General features: G+C 71.3%; 16 protein-coding genes. 6 read left to right on the top strand and 10 right to left on the bottom strand.

Annotation, left to right across the window (positions count from 1 at the left end; all coding sequences use genetic code 11):
* Window positions 1-1671: a choline dehydrogenase gene (gene betA, locus KVT45_RS28485; protein ID WP_217551963.1), complete on the bottom strand. Its 1671-nt coding sequence runs from the start codon at window positions 1669-1671 to the stop codon at window positions 1-3.
* Between the two features lie 149 nt (window positions 1672-1820).
* Between betA and KVT45_RS28480 the strand changes: the two genes are divergently transcribed.
* Window positions 1821-2618: an IclR family transcriptional regulator gene (locus KVT45_RS28480; protein ID WP_217551962.1), complete on the top strand. Its 798-nt coding sequence runs from the start codon at window positions 1821-1823 to the stop codon at window positions 2616-2618.
* Between the two features lie 65 nt (window positions 2619-2683).
* On the opposite strand, the gene KVT45_RS28475 is transcribed toward KVT45_RS28480, so the two are convergent.
* The 4 genes from KVT45_RS28475 to KVT45_RS28460 all read right to left on the bottom strand — a co-directional run bounded on the left by KVT45_RS28475 (window position 2684) and on the right by KVT45_RS28460 (window position 6743).
* Complete coding sequence (locus tag KVT45_RS28475; RefSeq protein WP_217551961.1) at window positions 2684-3820, bottom strand: aromatic ring-hydroxylating dioxygenase subunit alpha; 1137 nt, start codon at window positions 3818-3820, stop codon at window positions 2684-2686.
* Window positions 3821-3872: 52 nt separating this feature from the next.
* On the bottom strand, window positions 3873-5036 hold the full coding sequence (locus KVT45_RS28470) for an NAD(P)/FAD-dependent oxidoreductase (protein WP_089102745.1): 1164 nt from the start codon (window positions 5034-5036) through the stop codon (window positions 3873-3875).
* Window positions 5033-5395 carry a bifunctional 3-phenylpropionate/cinnamic acid dioxygenase ferredoxin subunit gene (locus KVT45_RS28465; protein WP_089102746.1) on the bottom strand — a complete coding sequence of 121 codons (363 nt, stop codon included), beginning with the start codon at window positions 5393-5395 and terminating at the stop codon, window positions 5033-5035. Before KVT45_RS28465 ends, KVT45_RS28470 begins: the two co-directional genes overlap by 4 nt.
* A gap of 262 nt (window positions 5396-5657) precedes the next feature.
* Window positions 5658-6743: an S-(hydroxymethyl)mycothiol dehydrogenase gene (locus KVT45_RS28460; protein WP_217551960.1), complete on the bottom strand. Its 1086-nt coding sequence runs from the start codon at window positions 6741-6743 to the stop codon at window positions 5658-5660.
* A gap of 258 nt (window positions 6744-7001) precedes the next feature.
* Between KVT45_RS28460 and KVT45_RS28455 the strand changes: the two genes are divergently transcribed.
* Window positions 7002-9428, top strand: coding sequence for a SpoIIE family protein phosphatase (locus KVT45_RS28455; RefSeq protein ID WP_217551959.1), 2427 nt, complete (start codon window positions 7002-7004; stop codon window positions 9426-9428).
* Here KVT45_RS28455 and KVT45_RS28450 read toward each other — a convergent pair.
* Window positions 9414-9617 carry a hypothetical protein gene (locus KVT45_RS28450; RefSeq protein ID WP_217551958.1) on the bottom strand — a complete coding sequence of 68 codons (204 nt, stop codon included), beginning with the start codon at window positions 9615-9617 and terminating at the stop codon, window positions 9414-9416. The genes KVT45_RS28455 and KVT45_RS28450 overlap by 15 nt on opposite strands.
* 172 nt (window positions 9618-9789) lie before the next feature.
* On the opposite strand from KVT45_RS28450, the gene KVT45_RS28445 reads away from it, so the two are divergent.
* Entirely contained in the window at window positions 9790-11163 is a 1374-nt protein-coding gene (locus tag KVT45_RS28445) for a deoxyribodipyrimidine photo-lyase (RefSeq protein WP_217551957.1), read from the top strand.
* Window positions 11164-11272: 109 nt separating this feature from the next.
* Window positions 11273-11713, top strand: a complete 441-nt coding sequence (locus KVT45_RS28440; RefSeq protein WP_217551956.1) for an SPW repeat protein — start codon at window positions 11273-11275, stop codon at window positions 11711-11713.
* A gap of 75 nt (window positions 11714-11788) precedes the next feature.
* On the opposite strand, the gene KVT45_RS28435 is transcribed toward KVT45_RS28440, so the two are convergent.
* The 3 genes from KVT45_RS28435 to KVT45_RS28425 form a co-directional block, all read right to left on the bottom strand.
* On the bottom strand, window positions 11789-12556 hold the full coding sequence (locus tag KVT45_RS28435) for a metalloregulator ArsR/SmtB family transcription factor (RefSeq protein ID WP_217552071.1): 768 nt from the start codon (window positions 12554-12556) through the stop codon (window positions 11789-11791).
* A 95-nt stretch (window positions 12557-12651) separates the two neighbouring features.
* Entirely contained in the window at window positions 12652-13164 is a 513-nt protein-coding gene (locus KVT45_RS28430) for a GNAT family N-acetyltransferase (protein ID WP_217551955.1), read from the bottom strand.
* A 60-nt stretch (window positions 13165-13224) separates the two neighbouring features.
* The gene (locus KVT45_RS28425; RefSeq protein ID WP_217551954.1) at window positions 13225-14694 is read right to left on the bottom strand and encodes an APC family permease; all 1470 of its coding nucleotides are present in this window, start codon (window positions 14692-14694) and stop codon (window positions 13225-13227) included.
* 139 nt (window positions 14695-14833) lie between these two features.
* Here KVT45_RS28425 and KVT45_RS28420 point away from each other — a divergent pair, with 139 nt between their 5' ends.
* Together KVT45_RS28420 and KVT45_RS28415 are read left to right on the top strand one after the other, a co-directional pair.
* Window positions 14834-16021 (top strand): ROK family transcriptional regulator, encoded by a 1188-nt coding sequence (locus KVT45_RS28420; RefSeq protein WP_217551953.1) that lies wholly within the window; start codon window positions 14834-14836, stop codon window positions 16019-16021.
* 112 nt (window positions 16022-16133) lie between these two features.
* Window positions 16134-18881: an exo-beta-D-glucosaminidase gene (locus tag KVT45_RS28415; RefSeq protein WP_217551952.1), complete on the top strand. Its 2748-nt coding sequence runs from the start codon at window positions 16134-16136 to the stop codon at window positions 18879-18881.
* Here the strand turns inward: KVT45_RS28415 and KVT45_RS28410 are convergent.
* The gene (locus KVT45_RS28410; RefSeq protein ID WP_217551951.1) at window positions 18868-20304 is read right to left on the bottom strand and encodes a hydrolase; all 1437 of its coding nucleotides are present in this window, start codon (window positions 20302-20304) and stop codon (window positions 18868-18870) included. The genes KVT45_RS28415 and KVT45_RS28410 overlap by 14 nt on opposite strands.
* Window positions 20305-20412: the final 108 nt, after the last annotated feature.

Below are 20412 nucleotides of genomic sequence, written 5' to 3'. Positions count from 1 at the left end.
CTACCCGGCCTGCTTCTGGGCGTCGCGGTGCCGGTAGTACACGGCCTCCGACGGCGGCAGCGGCTCTTTCCCGAGGATGAGGTCGGCCGCCTTCTCGGCGATCATCATCACCGGGGCGTAGATGTTGCCGTTGGTGACGTACGGCATCACCGAGGCGTCCACCACCCGCAGGCCCTCCACGCCGTGCACCCGCATGCTCGTCGGGTCGACGACGGACATCTCGTCCGTGCCCATCCTGCAGGTGCAGGACGGGTGGAGGGCGGTCTCGCCGTCCTTGGCCACCCAGGCGAGGATCTCCTCGTCCGTCGCCACGGACGGGCCGGGTGAGATCTCCCCGTCGTTGTAGGGGGCGAGCGCCGGCTGGTTGAGCAGGTTGCGGGCGACTCTGATCGCCTCGACCCACTCGCGGCGGTCCTGCTCGGTGGAGAGGTAGTTGAAGCGCAGGGCCGGGTGTTCGCGGGGGTCCTTGCTCTTGATCTTCACCGAGCCCAGGGCGTCGGAGTACATGGGGCCGACGTGGACCTGGTAGCCGTGGCCGCCGGCGGGCACCGAGCCGTCGTAGCGGACCGCGATGGGCAGGAAGTGGAACATCAGGTTGGGGTAGTCCACGTCGTCGTTGCTGCGGGCGAAGCCGCCGGCCTCGAAGTGGTTCGTCGCCGCCGGGCCCTTCCGGAAGAGCCACTGCAGGCCGATGAAGGGGGCCCGCCACTTCGCCAGGTACGGCTGTACGGAGACGGGCTGCTTGCAGGCGTACTGGATGTACACCTCCAGGTGGTCCTGGAGGTTCTCGCCGACGCCCGGCAGGTCGTGGACGACGTCGATGCCGAGGGCGGTGAGTTCCTCCGCGTTGCCGACGCCGGAGAGCTGGAGCAGCTGCGGGGAGTTGATCGCGCCGCCGCAGAGGATGACCTCCTTGGCGCGGACCTCCTGGAGGGCGCCCTTGCCGCGCCGGTACTCGACGCCTACGGCCTTCTTGCCCTCGAAGAGGACGCGGGTGACCAGGGCGCGGGTCTTCACGGTGAGGTTGGGCCGCTTCCTGGCGGGCTTGAGGTACGCCTTGGACGCGGACAGGCGCCGGCCGCGGTGGACGTTGCGGTCGAACTTGGCGAAGCCCTCCTGCCGGTAGCCGTTGACGTCGTCGGTGGGCGCGTAGCCCGCCTCCTCGGTGGCCTTCAGGAAGGCGGAGAAGAGCGGGTTGGTGGCCGGGCCGCGCTCCAGCACGAGGGGGCCGTCGTGGCCGCGGAACTCGTCGTCCGGGTCGGCGGCCAGGCAGTTCTCCATCCGGCGGAAGTACGGCAGGCAGTGCGCGTAGTCCCAGGTGCCCATGCCGGGATCGGCGGCCCAGCGCTCGTAGTCGAGGGGGTTGCCGCGCTGGAAGATCATGCCGTTGATGCTGCTGGAGCCGCCGAGCACCTTGCCGCGGGCGTGGTAGATGCGGCGGCCGCCCATGTGGGGCTCGGGCTCGGACTCGTACTTCCAGTCGTAGAAGCGGCTGCCGATGGGATAGGTCAGCGCCGCCGGCATGTGGATGAAGACGTCCCAGGGGTAGTCGGGGCGGCCTGCCTCCAGGACGAGCACCCGGTTGCCGGGGTCGGCCGAGAGCCGGTTCGCCAGTGCGCTGCCGGCCGAGCCGCCGCCGACGATGACGAAGTCGTACTGCAAGGGAGCCATGGTGCCTCGTCTCGCTCGCGCCGTCGATTGCGCGGAATGCTAGTACGGGTATCGCTATACGCACCAGGTTGCGAACCACGCAACTTGTAAGATCTTTGTTCACATCGCGTTACTTGGAGTGTGTTGTTTACTGCGCGTATAGTTTCGCTATGAGCAACTTCAGTCCGGATACCGAAACGAACGGCTCATCTTCTGGCGGCGTGCAGTCCGTCGACCGCGCCATCAGCGTCCTGGAGATCCTGGCCCAGCGCGGCGAGGCGGGGGTGAGCGAGGTGGCCGCCGAGATCGATGTTCACAAGTCGACCGCGTTCCGGCTGCTCGGCGCCCTGGAGGCGCGCGGTCTCGTGGAGCAGTCGGGCGAGCGGGGCAAGTACTCGCTCGGCTTCGGCATCGTACGCCTGGCCGGGGCCGTGACGGGACGCATCGACGTCACCCAGCAGGGCCGGGCGGTGTGCGAGCGGCTGGCCGACGAGATCGGCGAGACGGTCAACATCGCGGTGCTTCAGGAGCACTACGCGATCAACCTCTACCAGGTGCGCGGCACGGCCGCCGTCACCGCGCACAACTGGGTCGGCCAGCTGACCCCGCTGCACGCCACCTCCAGCGGCAAGATCATGCTGGCGCATGTGCCCGCCCAGGAGCGCGCCGCGCTGATCGCGGAGGGCGGCCTGAAGAAGCTGACCCCGCACACCATCTCCTCGAAGGCGAAGCTGGAGAAGAACCTCGCCGACGCCCGGGAGCGCGGTTACGCCTGGACGCTGGAGGAGCTGGAGATCGGGCTGCACGCCATGGCCGCGCCGATCCGGGACCGGGACGGGGTGGTCATCGCCTCGATCAGCGCCTCCGGGCCCTCCTACCGGTTCACCGAGGAGCGCATGCACGAGCTGGCCCCGGTACTGGTCAAGGGCGCGGAGGAGATCAGCCACCGCATGGGGTACCTGGGCTGAGCGCCCGCTGGACGAGAACCGCCGTAGGGCCCGCGCGCACCCCCGGCCGGCGCGGGCCACGGCCGTCACTCCGGCTGCCGCCCGGTACCGAGCCGCTCGTTGACCCAGTCGTGGAAGGCGCCGATGTGGTGTTCGCTGGGCACCAGCACCCCGCCCTTGGCGTACAGCCGGGAGCTCATGCCGGGCTGCGTGCGCTCGCAGGCCTCGAAGTCCTGGCGGTTGACCCGGTCGAAGAGCTCGACGGACCGGCTGACGTCCTTGCCGCTCTCCACGACGTGCGGGAGGTAGAGCCAGTCGCACTCGACGATCGTGCGGTCGACGGCCACCGGGTACATCCGGTGGAATATCACATGGTCCGGCACCAGGTTGATGAACACCTGCGGCTTGACGGTGATCGCGTAGTACCGCCGGTCCTGGTCCGCCGAGACCCCGGGAATGCGGTCGAGCCCCTCGGAGCCGTCCACGGTGAATCCCTCGACGTCCGCGCCGAACTCGGCGCCGTGGCCCACGTAGTACTGCGCCGCGTAGCCGTCGGCGAACTCGGGCAGCACCTCGGTGAGTTCGGGGTGGATGGTGGCGCAGTGGTAGCACTCCATGAAGTTCTCGATGATGAGCTTCCAGTTCGCCTTGACGTCGTAGACGATCCGCCGGCCGACGGAGAGGTCCTCGACGCCGTAGCGTTCGATCGACTCGACGTCGCCCAGCCGCTCGACCGCCGCCCCGATCACGTCCTCCTCGAAGGACGGCGGGTTCTCCGCGAGGCACACCCACACATAGCCGAGCCATTCCCGGACGGCCACGTTCACCAGGCCGTACTCGGTGCGGCCGACGTCGGGCATCTTGGTGAGGTTGGGCGCGGCTACCAGCTTGCCGTCGAGGCCGTAGGTCCAGGCGTGGTACGGGCACTGGAAGGCGCGTGCGACCTCACCGGTCTCCTCGGTGCACAGCTTGGCGCCGCGGTGCCGGCAGACGTTGAAGTAGGCGCGGATCGACCGGTCCCGGGCCCGGGTGACGAGGATGCTCTCGCGCCCCACGTCGACGGTGCGGAACGCACCGGGCTTGGGCAGGTCCGCGGCGCGGGCCACGCAGAACCACATCGTCTCGAAGATGCGCTCCTGTTCCTGGGCGAAGATCCCGGGATCGGTGTAGGCGGAGCCGGGGAGAGTGGCGATCAGGCTGTCCGGCAGGCTGGTCGAGGTCACGGTGCACTCCTCGGAGAACGTCGTGGATCGGTGGGGTGGTGCGGACGCCGGGTCAGGACGCGGCGGTGCCGAACTGCTTGCGGGCGCGGGTGAACAGCCGCGGCTGGTTCATCCCGAGCACGGCGACCTGCCGGCCCTCCCGCCGGTACACGGCGAGAAAGCTGCGGTCGTCGGTCGAGCCCTCCTCGACCGTCACGCTGTCGGCCCCGGCGGCATGACCGACGAACTGGATCTTCACGCCGTACTGGTCGGACCAGAAGTACGGCGGCCGGGGCGCTCCCGGTTCCCGCGCGCCGTGCGCGAGCAGCGTGGCGACGGCGGTGTCCGGCCGTTCCAGCGCGCCGGTCCAGTGCTCGACCCTGCGGTGGCCGCCGGTGTGCGGGTCGTACCAGTTGGCGCAGTCGCCGACCGCCACCACCCCGGCCACGCTGGTGCGCCCGTCGGCGCCGCACTTCACGCCGTTGTCGAGTACGACGCCGGAGCCCTCCAGCCACTCGACGCAGGGGCGCGCCCCCACGCCGACGACGACGGTGTCGGCGGGCACGCTGCGGCCGTCCTCCAGCAGCACGGCCTCCACCTGGCGCTCGCCGCTCAGCCCCTTGACGCCCACCCCGCACAGCAGCCGTACCCCGTGGTCGGCGTGGAGCGCGGAGACGACGGCGCCCATGGCCTCGCCCAGCGGTCCGGCCAGCGGGGTCGGGGCCGCCTCGATCACGGTGACGTCGAGACCGAGGGCGTACGCCGTGGAGGCGACCTCGGCGCCGACGAACCCGCCGCCGATCACCACGAGGCGGCCGCCCCTTGCGAGGTCTTCCCGCAGCGCGCGGGCGTCGTCGAGGGTGCGCAGCGTGTGGACCCCGGCGAGGCCCTCGGCACCGGGCAGGGTACGGGCGGCGGCGCCGGTCGCGATGACCACGCCGTCGGCGCGGACCTCGCGGCCGTCGGCCAGCCGGACGGCCCGCACGGTGCGGTCGAGCCCGGTGGCGCGGGTCCCGAGCAGCCACTCGGCGTGGAGTTCCTCGTCGTCGCGCTCCAGCGCCAGGTCGGCCTCGCCGAGGGTGCCGGCCAGGAACTCCTTGGACAACGGCGGTCTGTCGTACGGGCGGTGGGGCTCGTCGCCGACGACGACCAGCCGGCCGTCGTACCCGCGCCGCCGCAGCGAACGCGCCGCCGACAGCCCGGCCAGCGAGGCGCCCACCACGGCCACGGTCCTCACGCCGCGCCCCCGGCCAGGCGGGCGCTGACGCACGGCGGCAGGTTGGGGGTCTCGGCGGAGAGCCGGACGTAGATGGTGCCGTCCTCCACGACGACCTCGTGGGTGCGGACCGGGCGCTTGGCCGGGGGTGCGTCCACGGCGCCGGTGCGCAGGTCGAACTTGGAGGCGTGCAGGGGGCATTCCACCTCGCAGCCCTCCAGCCAGCCGTCGGCGAGCGAGGCGTCCTGGTGGGTGCAGGTGTCGTCGATGGCGAAGAGCTCGCCGTCATCGGTGTGGAACACCGAGACGGGCGGTTCGATGTCGAGCCGGTGGGCCTCGCCTCGCGGCAGATCCGCGAGACGGCACGCGGGAATCATCATGACACCTCGGTGCGTATAGCGAAACGGATTGCGATGAGCGCAACGCAAGTCTGCGGGCCGCCGCGAAGCGTTGTCAAGGAGTTCACGCGCCGGTTTACCCGGGCCGCGAGGGCGGCCGGCCGGGCACGCCGAAGCACCCTCGAAAGCATGCGTGAGCAGGGCGAACAGGCCCCGCGTGAAGTGCGGCCACGGCCCTGCCCCGGTGCCGTCACCGGGGCAGGGCCGCTTCGTCGGCAGTGCGGTCAGAGACCGCGGTCGTCCGTCACAGGAGCACCACCGAGCGCAGGACGTCACCGTGGTGCATCCGCTCGAAGGCCTTCTCCACCTCGTCCAGGGCGATGGTCTCGGTGACGAAGGCGTCCAGGTCGAGGCGGCCCTGCAGGTACAGGTCGATGAGCATGGGGAAGTCGCGGGAGGGCAGACAGTCCCCGTACCAGGACGACTTGAGCGCCCCGCCGCGGCCGAAGACGTCCAGCAGCGGCAGCTCCAGCTTCATCTCCGGGGTGGGTACACCGACCAGGACGACGGTGCCGGCGAGGTCACGGGCGTAGAAGGCCTGCCGGTACGTCTCCGGGCGGCCCACCGCCTCGATGACGACGTCGGCGCCGAAGCCGCCGGTCAGTTCGCGCACCGCTTCGACGGCGTCGTTCTCCTTGGAGTTGACCGTGTGGGTGGCGCCGAGCCTGCGTGCGGTGTCCAGCTTGCGGTCGTCGATGTCCACGGCGATGACGCGCGCCGCGCCGGCCAGGTTCGAGCCGAGGACCGCGGCGGCGCCGACGCCTCCGCAGCCGATCACGGCGACACTGTCGCCGCGGCCGACGCTGCCGGTGTTGAGGGCGGCGCCGATGCCCGCCATCACGCCGCAGCCCAGCAGTCCGGCGGCCGCGGCCGACGCACGCCGGTCGACCTTGGTGCACTGTCCGGCCGCCACCAGCGTCTTCTCGGCGAAGGCGCCGATCCCGAGGGCGGGCGAGAGTTCCGTCCCGTCGGTGAGGGTCATCCGCTGCTCGGCGTTGTGGGTGGCGAAGCAGTACCACGGCCGGCCGCGCAGACAGGCCCGGCACTGGCCGCACACGGCACGCCAGTTGAGGATCACGAAGTCGCCGGGTGCCACGTCGGTGACCCCGTCGCCGACCGCCTCGACGACCCCCGCCGCCTCGTGCCCCAGCAGGAACGGGAAGTCGTCGCTGATCCCGCCCTCGCGGTAGTGGAGATCGGTGTGGCAGACCCCGCAGGCCTCGATCCTGACCACCGCCTCGCCCGGACCGGGGTCGGGCACCACGATGGTCTCCAGGCTGACAGGGGCGCCCTTGCTCCGCGCGACGACGGCACGGACCTGCTGAGACATGGCCACTCCTCGACTGACAGAGGCGGCGAGATGTTGCCCAATGCGGCACGCATCTCGTGTTTCGCAACACAGCATCGCGGAGCCCGAAGCGGGGGTCAAGGATCCGGACGACGGGCCGACGACCCCCGGACGGCGCTGTGCGGCCGGCCGGCGTTCGGGCGTGCCGGGGGCGGGCATCGCATGCGCAGGTATCATCTATTGCGCAATCACCACAAATCACCACATCCCGAGTCCGGCACGGATGTGCCCGAGGTGAGGATGCGCGACATCACCTTCGACGACCGCGGCGAGCTCCCGGAGCCCGGGGGCGAGGCGGAGGTCCTGCTCGACGCGCAGGGCCGGGTCGTGGCCTGGGGCCAGGGCGCCGAGGAACTGCTCGGCCGGCCGGCGCGGGAGGTGCTCGGCCGGCCCGCGGACGAGCTGCTCCACGACCCGGCCGACGCCGCGCACGTCGTCCGGCGCTGGGCGGAGGGTGTCCGCCAGGGACCGCTGGTGCTGCGGCAAAGTGGCGGGGAACCGGTCGCCGTCCAGGTCTGGGCGCGCCCCCTCACCTCCGCGGACGGCGAGCACCGGTGGCTCGTACAGGGGGCGGGCGCCGAGTCGTACCGTACGTACGAATTCGGTCGTGCCCTGCTGCAGGGGCTGTTCACCGACATCCCCTTCCACATCGACCTCTTCGACACCCGGCTGCGGTTCGTCGCCCAGAACCTCGCGCAGCGGCGCGCCGGGGTGTTCCGGGCGACCGCGTACACCGGGCACACGATGCGTGAGATGGCCCCGCCCGGTCTGCTGGACTTCGACGCCCTGGAGGAGCGGCAGCGGCGGGTGCTGGAGACCGGCGAGGCGCTGCTCGACACCGAGGTGGTCGGCCATCCCGTACCCGGTTCGCCCAACGACTACGTGTGGTCGGAGTCCATCCTGCCGCTCAGGAACCCGTCCGGGACGGTGATCGCGCTGGCCCATGTGATCTCCGATGTGACCCAGCGGGTCCGCTCGCGTGAGCGGCTGGTCCTGGCCAACGAGGCCGGCACCCGGATCGGGACCACCCTGGATCTCTGGCAGACGGCCCGGGAGCTGGCCGAGGTCTCGGTGCCGTGGTTCGCCGACGCCTGCCATGTCGACCTGCTGGACTCCGTCTTCTCCGACCGGGAGCCCGCCGACGACGCACGGCCGCACCACCTGGTGCTCCGCCGGGCCGCCCACGGGGGAGCCGTCGAGGACACGGACACCGACGGGGCCCCGGCGGTGCGGGTGGGCGAGTTCGACACGGCGGCGACGGCGCCCGGCTCGCCGTTCCTCGGCGCCCTGGCGAAGGGCGAGTCCGTCCTCCTGGCGGACGAGCAGCTGCGCCCCGGCCCCGGCACCGCGGGCCCCCGACTGCCACCGGGCGCCGGCCCGGGAGTCCACTCCTGGCTGCTCGTCCCCATGCTCGCCCGGGGTGTCGCCCTCGGCACCGCCGTCTTCATGCGCTCCCGCAGCCCCCGTCGGTTCGAACCCGAGGACGTCCTGCTCGCCGAGCAGATCGTGACCCGCACCGCGGTGTGCGTCGACAACGCGAGCCGCTACCACCGGGAGCGGACGACGGCCCGTACCCTACGGCGCAGCCTGCTCCCCCAGCGGCTGCCGTCGCCGTCGGCGGTACGGACGGCGACACGCTATCTGCCGGCCAGCGAGCACACCGGCCTCGGCGGGGACTGGTTCGACGTGATCCCGCTGTCCGGAGCACGGGTGGCGCTCGTGGTGGGCGATGTGGTCGGGCACGGCCTGCAGTCGGCGGTGACCATGGGCCGGCTGCGCGGTGCCGTACGCACCCTCGCGGATCTCGACCTGTCCCCGGTGGAGCTCCTCGCCCACCTGGACGAACAGATGAACCGGTTCCTCGACGAGCGCGGCGACGAGGTGTCCCTGGTGACGGGGGCGACCTGCCTGTACGCGGTGTACGACCCGGTGTCGCGGCTGTGCCAGCTGGCGCGTGCCGGTCATCCGCCGCCCGCGCTCGTCTCGGTGGACGGCGCCGTCGACTTCGTGGACCTGCCCGGTGGCCCGCCCCTGGGGCTCGGCGGTGTCGTGTTCGAGGAGCGCGAGATCGCCCTGGACGACGGGGACCTCCTGGTCCTCTACACCGACGGGCTGCTGGAGTCCCGTACCCAGGACTTCGACACCGGGCTGCGCCGGATGCGTACCACCCTCTCCCGTACGCCCGCGTCGGCCGCACCGCAGGAGGTGTGCGACACGCTGGTCCGTGAACTGCTGCCGCCGGGCCACCAGGACGACGTGGCCGTCCTGGTGGCCCGGATGAGCGGTCTGGCTCCGGACTCCCATGTCACCTGGGAGATCGAGGCACAGGAGAGGATGGTCGGCCGGGCGCGGGAGCTGACGGCGTGCCAGCTGGCGCGGTGGGGGCTGACGGAGGAGTCGTTCACCACCGAGCTGATCGTCAGCGAGCTGGTGACGAACGCGCTGCGGTACGGCGGTGCGCCGATCACGCTGCGCCTGATCCGAGACCGGAGCCTGATCTGTGAGGTGTCGGACGGCAGCAGCACCTCGCCCCATGTGCGGCGCGCCCAGGACACGGACGAGGGCGGTCGCGGTCTCTATCTCATCACCCAGCTCACGCAGAACTGGGGGACGCGGTACGGAGAGCGGGGCAAGACCATCTGGGCCGAGCAGTCACTTCCCGGCTGACTCGCCCGCCGCCGAGGGCGGCCGCTCGTCGTCCGGGCCGGGCACCACGACCAGGAAGGCGTCCGTGCCGAGGTCCATCACCACGGTCGCCCGCCCGCCCTCGGCCCGGCACTTCGCCGCGTACTCCTCCGCCGGCCACGAGCCCCGGGGAGCCCCGGCGGGAAATCGCTCCAGCACCCTCGCGTCCATGGCGACCCTGCACCTCCCGAATCGTTCCGCCTCTTCGTGCGGCTGCCCCGGATCGACGCGGACATGCCGGAAACACCGGAAGGACGCCGGCGGCCGGTGCGCCGCCGGGGCCCGGGGAAGTGGGAGCGTGGGGCCTTCGCAGCCTGCCGCCGTACCGCCCCGGAGCCGCCCCGTGAACGTCTCGGCCGTCCTGTTCACCGCCGACCTGCGCCTGCACGACCATCTGCCGCTGCGGGCCGCCGTGGACGGCTCGCGCGAGGTGGTGCCGCTGTTCGTGCGGGACCGCGCGGTGGACCGGGCCGGCTTCGCCGTGCCCAACCGGCTGGCGTTCCTCGCCGACTGCCTGCGCGAGCTGGACGCGGGGTTGCGCGAGCGCGGCGGCCGGCTGGTGGTCCGTTCGGGTGACCTCGTCGAGGAGGTGCGCAAGGTGGCGGCCGAGGCGGACGCCGGTGCGGTGCACCTGGCGGCCGACGTGAGCGGGCATGCGCAGCGCCGGGAGGAGCGGCTGCGCCGTGCCCTGGAGGCGGACGGCCGGCGGCTGCACGTCCACGACGCGGTGACCGCGGCGGTCCCGCCCGGCGCGGTGACCCCGGCCGGCTCGGACCACTACGCGGTGTTCACGCCGTACTTCCGGCAGTGGTCGCGGCAGCCGCTGCGGCAGGCGGTGGCCGCGCCACGCCGGGTCCGGGTGCCGGACGGGGTCGGTTCCGAGCCGTTGCCGGGCCGCGACCGGCTGTCCGGCGTGTCGGCGGGCCTGGCCGCCGGTGGCGAGACGGAGGGCCGCAGGCGGCTCACGGCCTGGCTGCGCGCGGGCATCGGGTCGTACGGGGACCGCCACGACGACCTGGCCGGCGACGCGACGTCCCGGCTCTCGCCGCACCTCCACTTCGGGACGCTCTCCCCCGTCGAGCTGGTCCACCGGTCGCGCAAGGCGGGCGGCCCGGGTGCCGAGGCGTTCGTGCGGCAGCTGGCATGGCGGGACTTCCACCGGCAGGTGCTGGCCGCGCGGCCGGCGGCGGCCACGGCCGACTACCGTACGAAACACGACCGTTGGCGCACCGGGCCCGCCGCCGACGAGGACGCCGGGGCGTGGCGTGCGGGGCGTACCGGCTACCCGATCGTCGACGCGGCGATGCGCCAGCTGCGCCACGAGGGCTGGATGCACAACCGGGGCCGGCTGCTGACGGCGAGTTTCCTGGCCAAGACGCTGTACGTCGACTGGCGCGTGGGCGCCCGGCACTTCCTGGAGCTGCTGGTCGACGGGGACGTGGCGAACAACCAGCTCAACTGGCAGTGGGTGGCCGGCACCGGCACGGACTCCCGCCCCAACCGGGTTCTCAATCCGGTGGCCCAGGCGAGGCGTTACGACCCCGACGGCGCGTACGTCCGGCGCTGGGTGCCGGAGCTGGCGGGGCTGCCGGGGGCGAAGGTGCACGAGCCGTGGAAGCTGGACGGCCCGGAGCGGGCCGCGTTCGACTACCCGGAGCCGATCGTCGATCTGGCGGACGGCCTCGCCCGTTTCCGGCGGGCCCGGGAGCGCGGCTGAGCTACCCGCCGAGCTACACATAAAGAAGAAATAAGAGCAGAATGTTATCTAGCGGCGTATACCGCACGCACCAGACGCGGTCAGGCCTGCAAGTCAAAGGAGACGAGTCATGGCCAACGTCTCGCACGGCAGAAGTGACATAACCAGCCACCCTGATGTCTCCGAGATGCGGGAGCGCTACGCCCGCATGCTCGGCGGCCGCGATGTGGCGCTCGTGGACGGACCGGTGTTCCTGCTCGGTCTGTACTGCGCGGCGTCCCCGTGGATCCTCCACTACACGGCGAGCCAGCCCGCGCTCGTGGCCCACAACCTGATCATGGGCATAGCGATAGGCCTGCTGGCACTGGGCTTCACCAGGGCACCGGAGCGCATGTACGGCCTCAGCTGGGCCATGTGCGCCATCGGCATCTGGATGATCATCGCCCCCTGGGTGGTCGGCACCAGCCCTGACAAGGGCGTCATCATCAACAACGTCATCATCGGCGCGCTGGCCCTCTGCCTCGGGCTGGTGTGCGCCGCTTCGGCGGCCAAGCGGACGCCTATGACCTAGGCCCAACGGCATCCCCTGGAAGGGAGGACGCGAGGCCGGTCCGATGACGGCGGACCGGCCCCGCCGCACGTCCGCTCAGTGACCGGGGACCAGCCAGGGCTCCTGCGGGAGCGGGCTGCCGGTCTCGATGAGGGACTTCAGGTTGGACAGCACGGCCGGCCAGCCGGCCGAGACGGCACGCAGCTCGTCCTCGTCGCCCAGGTCCTCGTGGGTGACGGTGAGCCTGACGATGTCGGCGTGCGGCCGGATGTCGAAGGTGACCCGGGAGTGCCGGTCCGGCTCCCCCTCGTGTTCGGGCGCGGCCCAGGTGGCGACCAGGCGGGTCGGGCGCTCGCTCTCGACGACGGTGCCGACCACGTCGGCGATGCCGGAGCCGTCGGTGCGGACGTGCTCCCAGCGGGAGCCGGGCCGCCAGTCGGAGACGTTGGAGTGCCCCCAGTAGACGGCGGTCAGGCCGGCGTCCGTGAGGGCGTCCCAGACCTTCTCGGGGGTGCTGGCGATATAGGTGACGTAGACATGGCTGGGCCGGTCGCTCATGGCTTCCTCGGCTCGTCGCTTCAGGTCGCCGAGCACGCGCAGGCGCGGGCGCTCGAACTTGTCGATCCACCGCTCCTGGATCTCGTGGAGCGGCACCGGGTTGAGGTAGTGCAGCTTCTCCCGCCCCCGCCGCACGGTGCTGATCAGATTGGCGGCCTCCAGGACGGCCAGGTGCTGGGTCACCGACTGCCGGGTCATCGCGATGCGGTCGCACAGCTCGCCGAGAGTCTGGCCGCTCTGCTCGTGCAGCCGGTCGAGCAGCCGCCTGCGGGTGTCGTCCGCGAGTGCCTTGAAGACCTGGTCCATCCCGCTGTCGTCCACTGATCGCACACTCAACGTTATGCAGGTAATTTCTTGCATGTCAATGCCGACCGCCGGTACCGACGGTCGGCGCCGTGCGCTCAGGGAGCCGTGTCGAACGAGATCCACACATCCGGCGGCAGCTCCGGCCGGCCCGGCACCGGCCGGGGCCGCTCCGTCCAGGCGTCGCCCGCGGCCTCGGCCGCGACCCGCCGCCAGAAGGCGACGGCGCCCGGGTTCTCGTACTGGAACGCGATCTCCCAGCGGCCCGGATGCCGGGTGAGGACCTCGCGGACGGCGGCCAGCCCGATGCCCGTGCGCCGCGCGCCGCGCACCACGAAGAAGCTGTTGAGCACCCGCACGGGGGCGTCCAGCGCCCGGACGAACGCGAAGCCGAGCGGGTGCTCGCCGCGCACGAAGAGGTAGGGCGCCCAGCCGGGTGAGGAGAAGGCGTCCTCGACGCGCTCGTCGCGGAACGAGCCGTCGGGCCTCGGCAGGAGCCCGCGGAACTCGGACAGGTCGTGGCGGAACATCAGCCACAGACGCTCGACGACGGGTCGGTCCCCGGGGACGGCAGGGCGGACGACAACGCCCGCTTCACTGAGATCGGTCATGAAAAAAGCCTCACCCGGCGGGAGTTGACCGCCGGGTGAGGCTTACGCGTGCTGGTGAGACTACACCACGACCGCCTCGTCGGGCGTCAGATACTCCTCGCTGATCTCCCTCGCCCCGAACGGCCACACCTTCTCCAGCCGGGCCCAGATCAGGAACGCCACACAGCCGAGGGCGAGCCAGGCCAGGGACCACTCGATGGGGTGGCGGCCCGGGGAGTTCCGGTCGGCGTAGCCGTAGATCACACACCAGCCGGCGAAGGCGACGATGCTCGGCAGCGGGTAGAGCCACATGCGGTACGGCCGCTTCAGGGCCGGCTGCCGGCGGCGCAGCACCGTGAGCGCCACGATCTGGGCCAGCGCCTGGACGATCACCATCACGGTGGTGAGCAGCTGGATCAGGGTCGCCAGGTCGGTGTGACGGCCGATCAGGAAGCCGATCGCGGTGATCACGCCCATGGTCGCGAGACCCAGCATCGGGAAGCGGTGCTTCGGGTGCAGCTTCTCGTAGGGGCGGAAGAAAACCCGGTCGCGGGCGGCGTCGTAGGGCACCCGCGAGCCGCCGAGCAGGCCGGTGAAGACCGAGGCGAAAGCCGTGATCAGGATCAGCACGGTCACCGTGTCGGCGGCCCCCTTGCCCCAGGTCTTCTCCAGGACCGCCGAGGCGACCGAGGTCGAGGCGATGTCGTCCGGGTTCGTCATGCGGTGCCAGTCGATGACACCGAGGGTGCCGATCTGGAGCAGCAGGTAGATCGCCATGATGCCGAGGATCGAGAAGAGGATGGAGCGCGGCAGCACGCGGCCGGGGTCCTTGATCTCGGCGCCCATGTACGCGGTCGTGTTGTAGCCGAGGTAGTCGTAGATGCCGATGGTCAGACCCGCGGCGAAGCCGAGCCAGAAGTGGTCACTGGTCAGGTCGAAGGCGTGGGCCGGGTAGGTGAAGGCCAGGTGCGGGCTGAAGTCGCTCGCCGCGGCGACGATCACCAGCAGCACCGAGGCGATCATCACCGTCCACATGACGGCGGTGATCCTGGCGATGTGCTCGATGCCGCGCCACAGCAGGAGCACCACCAGGGCGATGACGCCGAGCCCGATCAGGTCGCCGGAGGTCTGGCCGAGGCCCGGGGCGAGGTAGCCCAGGTACTGGACGAAGCCGACCACACCGGTGGACATGATCAGCGGGATGAAGAGCATCGCCGTCCACACGAACAGGAACGGCATCAGGCGTCCGGTGCGGTACTGGAAGGCCTGGCGCAGATAGACGTAACTGCCGCCGGAGCCGGGCATCGCGGCGCCGAGTTCGGCCCAGACGAGGCCGTCGCAGAGCGCGAGCACCGCGCCCGCGACGAAGCCGATCACCGCCTGCGGGCCGCCGAACGCGGCGACCATCAGCGGGATGGTCACGAACGGACCGATGCCGCACATCTGGCTCATGTTGATGGCGGTGGCCTGGAACAGGCCGACGCGGCGGACGAAACCGCCGGTCGGCGGGGCACTGCCCGAGACGACGGGACTACCGGGACCAGCAGACATGGGGGCTCCTGAGCGAGACACGGGGAAGCGGGCGAGGCGCGTACGACAGGCGGAGGCCGACTCGGCGGGATGGCCGATAAAGTTAAGGAGCCTTACTAGATGCGTCAAGTATGCGTCGGGAATCGGTGAGAATGGTGTGATGGCCGCCAGCGACGTCGAAGAGCAGCAGGAGCAGCCCTGGAGCCGGCAGCGACTGCGCAGCACCAACGAGCGACTGCTGCTGGACCGGCTGCGCGCGCTCGGCTCTGCCTCGCGCGCCCAACTCGCCCGCGAGACAGGGCTGTCGAAGCCGACCGTGTCCAGCGCGCTGGCCGCGCTGGAGTCGGCGGGACTGGTCCACGAGGTGGGCACCCACGCCCCGGAGCGCGGCCGCACGGCCGTGCTGTACGCCCCCGATCCGGCGGCCGGGTACGCGCTCGGCGTCGACGTCGGCCGGAGTTGGCTGCGGGTGGCGGTCGCCGACCTCGACGGCACCCTGGTCGCCCGCTCCGACGTGCGCAACCGGGCCCGGGGTTCGGGCGCGATGGCCGACCTGCTGGTCACGACCGCCCGGCAGGTCGTCGCCAACTCGGGGGTGGACCCGGCCGAGGTGGTGCACGGGGTGGTGGGCACGCCGGGCGTGTACGACGAGCGGCAGCGGCGGGTGCGGTACGCGATGCATCTGCCGGGCTGGGGGCGCGCGGGCCTGTTCGACCGGATGCGCGAGGAGCTGGGCGTCCCGCTGGAGGTGCACAACGACGCCAATCTGGCGGCCCTCGGCGAGTACACGTACGGCGTCGGGGCGGGCAGCCGGCTGTTCGCGTACATCATGATCGGCACCGGCCTCGGGATGGGTGTCGTCAGCGAGGGGCGGCTGTTCACCGGGGCGCACGGGCTGGCCGGGGAGATCGGCTTCCTGCCCTGGCCGGGGCAGCAACGGGGGGCCGAGCGCCTTGAGGACGCGGTGTCGGGGGTGGCCGTGGTGGAGACGGCGCGGCGGCTGGGGATGACCGGGCAGCTCACGGCGAAGTCCGTGTTCGACGCGGCCCGCCAGGGCGACCCGGCCGCGGTGGAGGCGGTACGTCTCGAGGGCGAGCGGATCGCGCACACGGTGGCCGCGGCCGCGGCCGTGCTCGACCCCGACCTGGTGGTGCTCGGCGGCGGTGTCGGCCACAGCGTCGACCTGCTGCTGCGACCCGTGCGGGAGCATCTGCGCACCCTCACACCGCTGCGCCCGAAGCTGGCGCCCAGCCGACTCGGCGAGGACGCGGTGCTGCTCGGCGCGGTGGCCACGGCCCTGGGCACCGCCCGTGACCTGGTGTTCGAGCGCAGGTCGGGCGCGTCCTGAGAACAGCGCCACCAACTCGCGCGGGCGCCACGGTGATTGACACGGCCTCCACGGCACCCTAGCTTGAGCCGGGTTAGTAAAGTTTCCTAACTTTACGAGCCTGGAGACCATCGTGTTCCCTCGCCGTGCCCCCGGACACCGTCTCGCCGCGGCCGCCGTGGCCCTGGGACTGCTCTGCTCACTGAACACCAGCGCCTGGGCCGGGGCCCGCGACCCGGCCCACGGGCCCGCCCGGATCACCCGTGTGCCGTCCGCCGCCGGGTCGAAGACCCCACTGTCGGGCTACGCGATCCGGTCGACGGCCGAGGTGGGCGACTCCGCGGCGGCGGTCTCCTCCCCCGGCTACCCGACGCAGGGCTGGTATCCGGCGGGGCCGCGCTCCACGGTCCTGGCCGCACTGCTCGCCGACGGCGTCTACGCCGACCCGTTCGTCTCCACCAACCTCCAGAAGATCCCCAAGTCGCCCTTCCAGGTCCCCTGGTGGTACCGCAGCGACTTCACGGTCACGGACCCCTCGCACCGCACCTACCTGGACTTCAGCGGGGTGATCTCGGCGGCCGACGTGTACGTCAACGGCCACCGGGTCGCCACGGCCGACGAGGTCTCCGGCGCCTACACCCACCATGAACTGGACGTCACGTCCCTGGTGACGGCCGGCACGAACACGGTCGCCTTCCGCATCCAGCCCAATAACCCGAACAAGAACCTCACCATGGGCTGGCTCGACTGGCTCCAGCCCCCGCCCGACCAGAACATGGGCATCGTCCGTGACGTCCTGGTCCGGCGCGGCGGCCCGGTCGCGCTGCGCGACGCGCACGTGGTGACGAAGCTCGCGGTGCCGTCCCTGGCGACGGCCGACCTGACGGTGAAGGCACAGGCCCGCAACGACTCGGACGCGCCGGTCACCACCGAGGTCTCCGGCACCGTCGCCGGGGTGACCCTCACCAGGTCGGTCGAGCTCGCGGCCCATCAGACCAGGACCGTCACCTTCACCCCCGCCGACACCCCGGGGCTGCACCTGACCTCCCCGAAGGTGTGGTGGCCCGCGGGGATGGGCGGCCAGCCGCTCCACGACCTCGACCTCACCGCGTCCGTCGCCGGCACGGCTTCGGACACCGCCCACGAGACCTTCGGCATCCGGGACGTCCGGGCCCCGCTGAACTCCGACGGCGCCCGCCAGTACTCGATCAACGGCCGCCGCCTGCTGATCAAGGGCGGCGGCTGGTCACCGGACGAGTTCCTGCGCTGGGACCGCACCTATGCCGAGGACCGCCTCAGGTACGCCGTGGACCTGGGCCTCAACGCCATCCGGCTGGAAGGCCACATCGAGCCCGACGAGTTCTTCGACCTCGCCGACCGCCTCGGCGTCCTCACCCTGCCCGGCTGGGAGTGCTGCGACAAGTGGGAGGGGCAGACCAACAGCGGCGAGAGCGGCGAGAAGTGGACCGCCGCCGACTACCCGGTCGCCCAGGCCTCGATGGCCGCCGAGGCCGCCCGGCTGCGCGACCACCCGAGCGTGATCTCCTTCCTGATCGGCAGCGACGCCGCGCCCGACGCGAAGATCGAGAAGAGCTATCTGGACTCCCTGGACGCCGCCGACTGGGCCGTCCCGGTGGTTCCCGCCGCCTCGGACAAGTCGGCTCCCCAGCTGGGCAGTTCGGGCATGAAGATGACCGGCCCCTACGACTGGGTCCCGCCGGGCTACTGGTACGCCAAGCGCGAGGGCGGCGCCACCGGCTTCAACTCGGAGACCAGCGCAGGCCCGGACATCCCCACCCTCGACACCCTGCGCCGGATGATGACCCCGGCCGAACTCGACACCCTCTGGAAGAACCCGGACGCCAAGCAGTACCACCGCTCGCCGTCCGCGACCTTCGGCACCCTGAAGATCTACGACGCGGCCCTCACCGGCCGTTACGGCGCCCCGAAGAGCCTCGCCGACTACGTCAGGAAGGCCCAGCTCGCCCAGTACGAGAACGTCCGCGCCCAGTACGAGGCGTACGGGCGCAACCAGACCGACGCCTCGAAGCCGTCCACCGGGGTCGTGTACTGGATGTTCAACAGCGGCTGGACGTCCCTGCACTGGCAGCTGATGGACCGCTACCTCGACCAGGGCGGCGCCTACTTCGGCGCCAAGAAGGCCAACGAACCCCTGCACGTCCAGTACTCCTACGACGACCGCTCGGTGGTCGTGGTCGGCAACCGGCACGCCCCCGCCTCGCAACTCACGGTGCGGGCCACCCTCTTCAACCCCGACGGCACCCAGAAGTACGACAAGACCGTCACCGGTGTCTCGGTCCAGGGCGACGGCGCGCACAGCACCGCGCTGACGCTGCCGGCGTCGGTGACCGGGCTGTCGTCCACGTACCTGGCGCGGCTGGTCCTGACCGACGCCGACGGCAAGGAGGTGAGCCGCAACGTCTACTGGCTCTCCACCAAGCCGGACACCCTCGACTGGGCGAAGACCGACTGGTGGCACACCCCGACGACCAGCTCCGCGGACCTGACGGGGCTGTCCTCGATGGCCCAGGTCCCGGTCACGGCGACGGCGTCGACGACGGACGCCGACGGCACGTCGACCACCACGGTCACCGTCCGCAACACGGGCACGGGCAAGACCCCGGCCCTGCTGACGGACGTCCATCTGGTCGACGCGAACGGCAGGCCGGTGCTGCCGGTGCGCTGGTCGGACAACGAGGTCAGCCTGTGGCCGGGCGAGTCGGCGACCCTGAAGGCCACCTACCGGACCGCCGATCTGCACGGTTCGTCGCCCCGGGTGCGGGTCTCCGGCTGGAACTCGGTGGAGGGGACGGTTCCGGCGGGCCCGCCGGAACCGTCCGTCCCGCTCAGCTCACGTTGAGCGCGGTGTCGTCGATGACGAAGGACGTCTGGAGGGTCGAACCCTCGACACCGGAGAACTTGATGGTGGCCGTGGTGCCGGCCAGGGAGGAGACGTCGAAGCTCTTGAGGACGTATCCGGAGGCCGCGTTGAGATTGGAGTACGTGGCCAGGGTGGTGGATCCGGCGGTGACCGTCAGCTTGTCGTAGGCGGTGCTGGTGGTGGTCTCCGCGGTGTCCACGTGCAGATAGAAGCTGAGCGTCGCGGAGCAGCCGGACGGAATGGTCACCGACTGGGACAGCGTGTCGGTGTGGGCGGACCCGTAGCCGTCGAGCCAGGCCTTGTAGGAGCCGGTGCGGGCCGCCTCGCTGCTGGAGGTCGTGATGACCCCGCTGCTGGCGGTCCAGGTGGTGTTGCCGGACTCGAAGCCGGGGTTGCCGAGGAGCTGGGCGGAGGTGCAGGTGCCGCCGCCACCGCCGCCACCGCCTCCGCCTCCGGTGCCGCTGCTCGCGCCGGTCAGCCAGGCGGTGGCGTTGAGGGCGAGGGCGGCGTTGGTGGCGCCGGTGTCGTTCCAGCCGTCGTACAGCGTGTTGCCGGACTGGCCGGTGCCGTCGTCGATGGGCGAGCTGTCGCCCCAGAACGCGACGCGGCCGCTGCCGAAGGTGCTGGTGGCGAAGAAGGCGCCGGTGTTGCCGGAGTAGCCGCTGCGGTACACCAGGCCCTTGACGGCGGAGTTGTCGGAGGGCTTGAGCGTCGCCGTCGTCCCGTCGGCGATCAGGCTCTTGGTGACGGTCCCGAAGGAGCCGTTCAGCACCACGTCGCTGCTGTCGCTGATCGCGGCCGGGTAGCCGGAGCTGATGTCCAGCGAGTCGATCGAGAACCCGAACGGGTCGGTCGAGTCCACGCTGTTGTTCGTCATCAGGTCGTTGAGGATCTCGACGGCGTCCTCACCGTCGCTGTTGCGGTCGGCCCCCGTGTGGTCGGAGATCATGAAGAGACCGCCGCCGGCCTTCACGAAGTTCATGATCGCGGTCTTCTCGGCGGTCGTGAACAGCGTGTTCGGCTCGGGCAGCACCAGCGCGTCGAAGTTCGACAGGTCGGTCGTCGACGAACCGCCGTAGGTGAGCGCGCTCGTCGCGGTCTTCATGCTGTAGCTGCCGGTCTTCTGAAGGGCGACGCCCCACGAGGACAGCGCACCGGTCCAGTCCGTCTCCGAGGACGGGGAGGAGTCCTGGGAGAGCGGGTCCGGCTTGCTGGTGGAGATGATCCAGTCCGCGTTGCCGGCCTCCTCGGCGTGGCCGTCGTCGAACAGGACGCGGTAGGTGGTGGCCGCGTGAGCGGGGGCGGCCGCCGTGCCGACCTGGAGGGCGGCTCCCGTGACGAGCAGTCCGAACCCGGCCAGGGCGGTGGTGAGTCTGTGGCGGGATCTGCTGGATCCAAGCATCCGGCGAACCTCCATGAGGGGGTGGGGTAGAGGCGGTGCGGGCGCCAACTCTGCGCGCGTAGAACGTGCTTGAGATTTCTACACGCGTCGACTCATTGAAAGGTACAT

It is taken from the genome of Streptomyces sp. GbtcB6, from assembly GCF_019091475.1.
In the GTDB taxonomy this organism is placed as follows: Bacteria; Actinomycetota; Actinomycetes; order Streptomycetales; family Streptomycetaceae; genus Streptomyces; species Streptomyces hyaluromycini.
This window is presented reverse-complemented; position numbering and strand designations above follow the sequence as displayed.

Excerpts from the sequence above, each read along its gene's own strand:
- KVT45_RS28430 (WP_217551955.1), bottom strand. The coding sequence starts at position 13,164 with ATGACCGATCTCAGTGAAGCGGGCGTTGTCGTCCGCCCTGCCGTCCCC.
- KVT45_RS28425 (WP_217551954.1), bottom strand. The coding sequence starts at position 14,694 with ATGTCTGCTGGTCCCGGTAGTCCCGTCGTCTCGGGCAGTGCCCCGCCG.
- KVT45_RS28435 (WP_217552071.1), bottom strand. The coding sequence starts at position 12,556 with ATGGACCAGGTCTTCAAGGCACTCGCGGACGACACCCGCAGGCGGCTG.
- KVT45_RS28420 (WP_217551953.1), top strand. The coding sequence starts at position 14,834 with ATGGCCGCCAGCGACGTCGAAGAGCAGCAGGAGCAGCCCTGGAGCCGG.
- KVT45_RS28410 (WP_217551951.1), bottom strand. The coding sequence starts at position 20,304 with ATGCTTGGATCCAGCAGATCCCGCCACAGACTCACCACCGCCCTGGCC.
- KVT45_RS28450 (WP_217551958.1), bottom strand. The coding sequence starts at position 9,617 with ATGGACGCGAGGGTGCTGGAGCGATTTCCCGCCGGGGCTCCCCGGGGC.
- KVT45_RS28440 (WP_217551956.1), top strand. The coding sequence starts at position 11,273 with ATGGCCAACGTCTCGCACGGCAGAAGTGACATAACCAGCCACCCTGAT.
- KVT45_RS28460 (WP_217551960.1), bottom strand. The coding sequence starts at position 6,743 with ATGTCTCAGCAGGTCCGTGCCGTCGTCGCGCGGAGCAAGGGCGCCCCT.
- betA (WP_217551963.1), bottom strand. The coding sequence starts at position 1,671 with ATGGCTCCCTTGCAGTACGACTTCGTCATCGTCGGCGGCGGCTCGGCC.
- KVT45_RS28480 (WP_217551962.1), top strand. The coding sequence starts at position 1,821 with ATGAGCAACTTCAGTCCGGATACCGAAACGAACGGCTCATCTTCTGGC.
- KVT45_RS28465 (WP_089102746.1), bottom strand. The coding sequence starts at position 5,395 with ATGATGATTCCCGCGTGCCGTCTCGCGGATCTGCCGCGAGGCGAGGCC.
- KVT45_RS28455 (WP_217551959.1), top strand. The coding sequence starts at position 7,002 with ATGCGCGACATCACCTTCGACGACCGCGGCGAGCTCCCGGAGCCCGGG.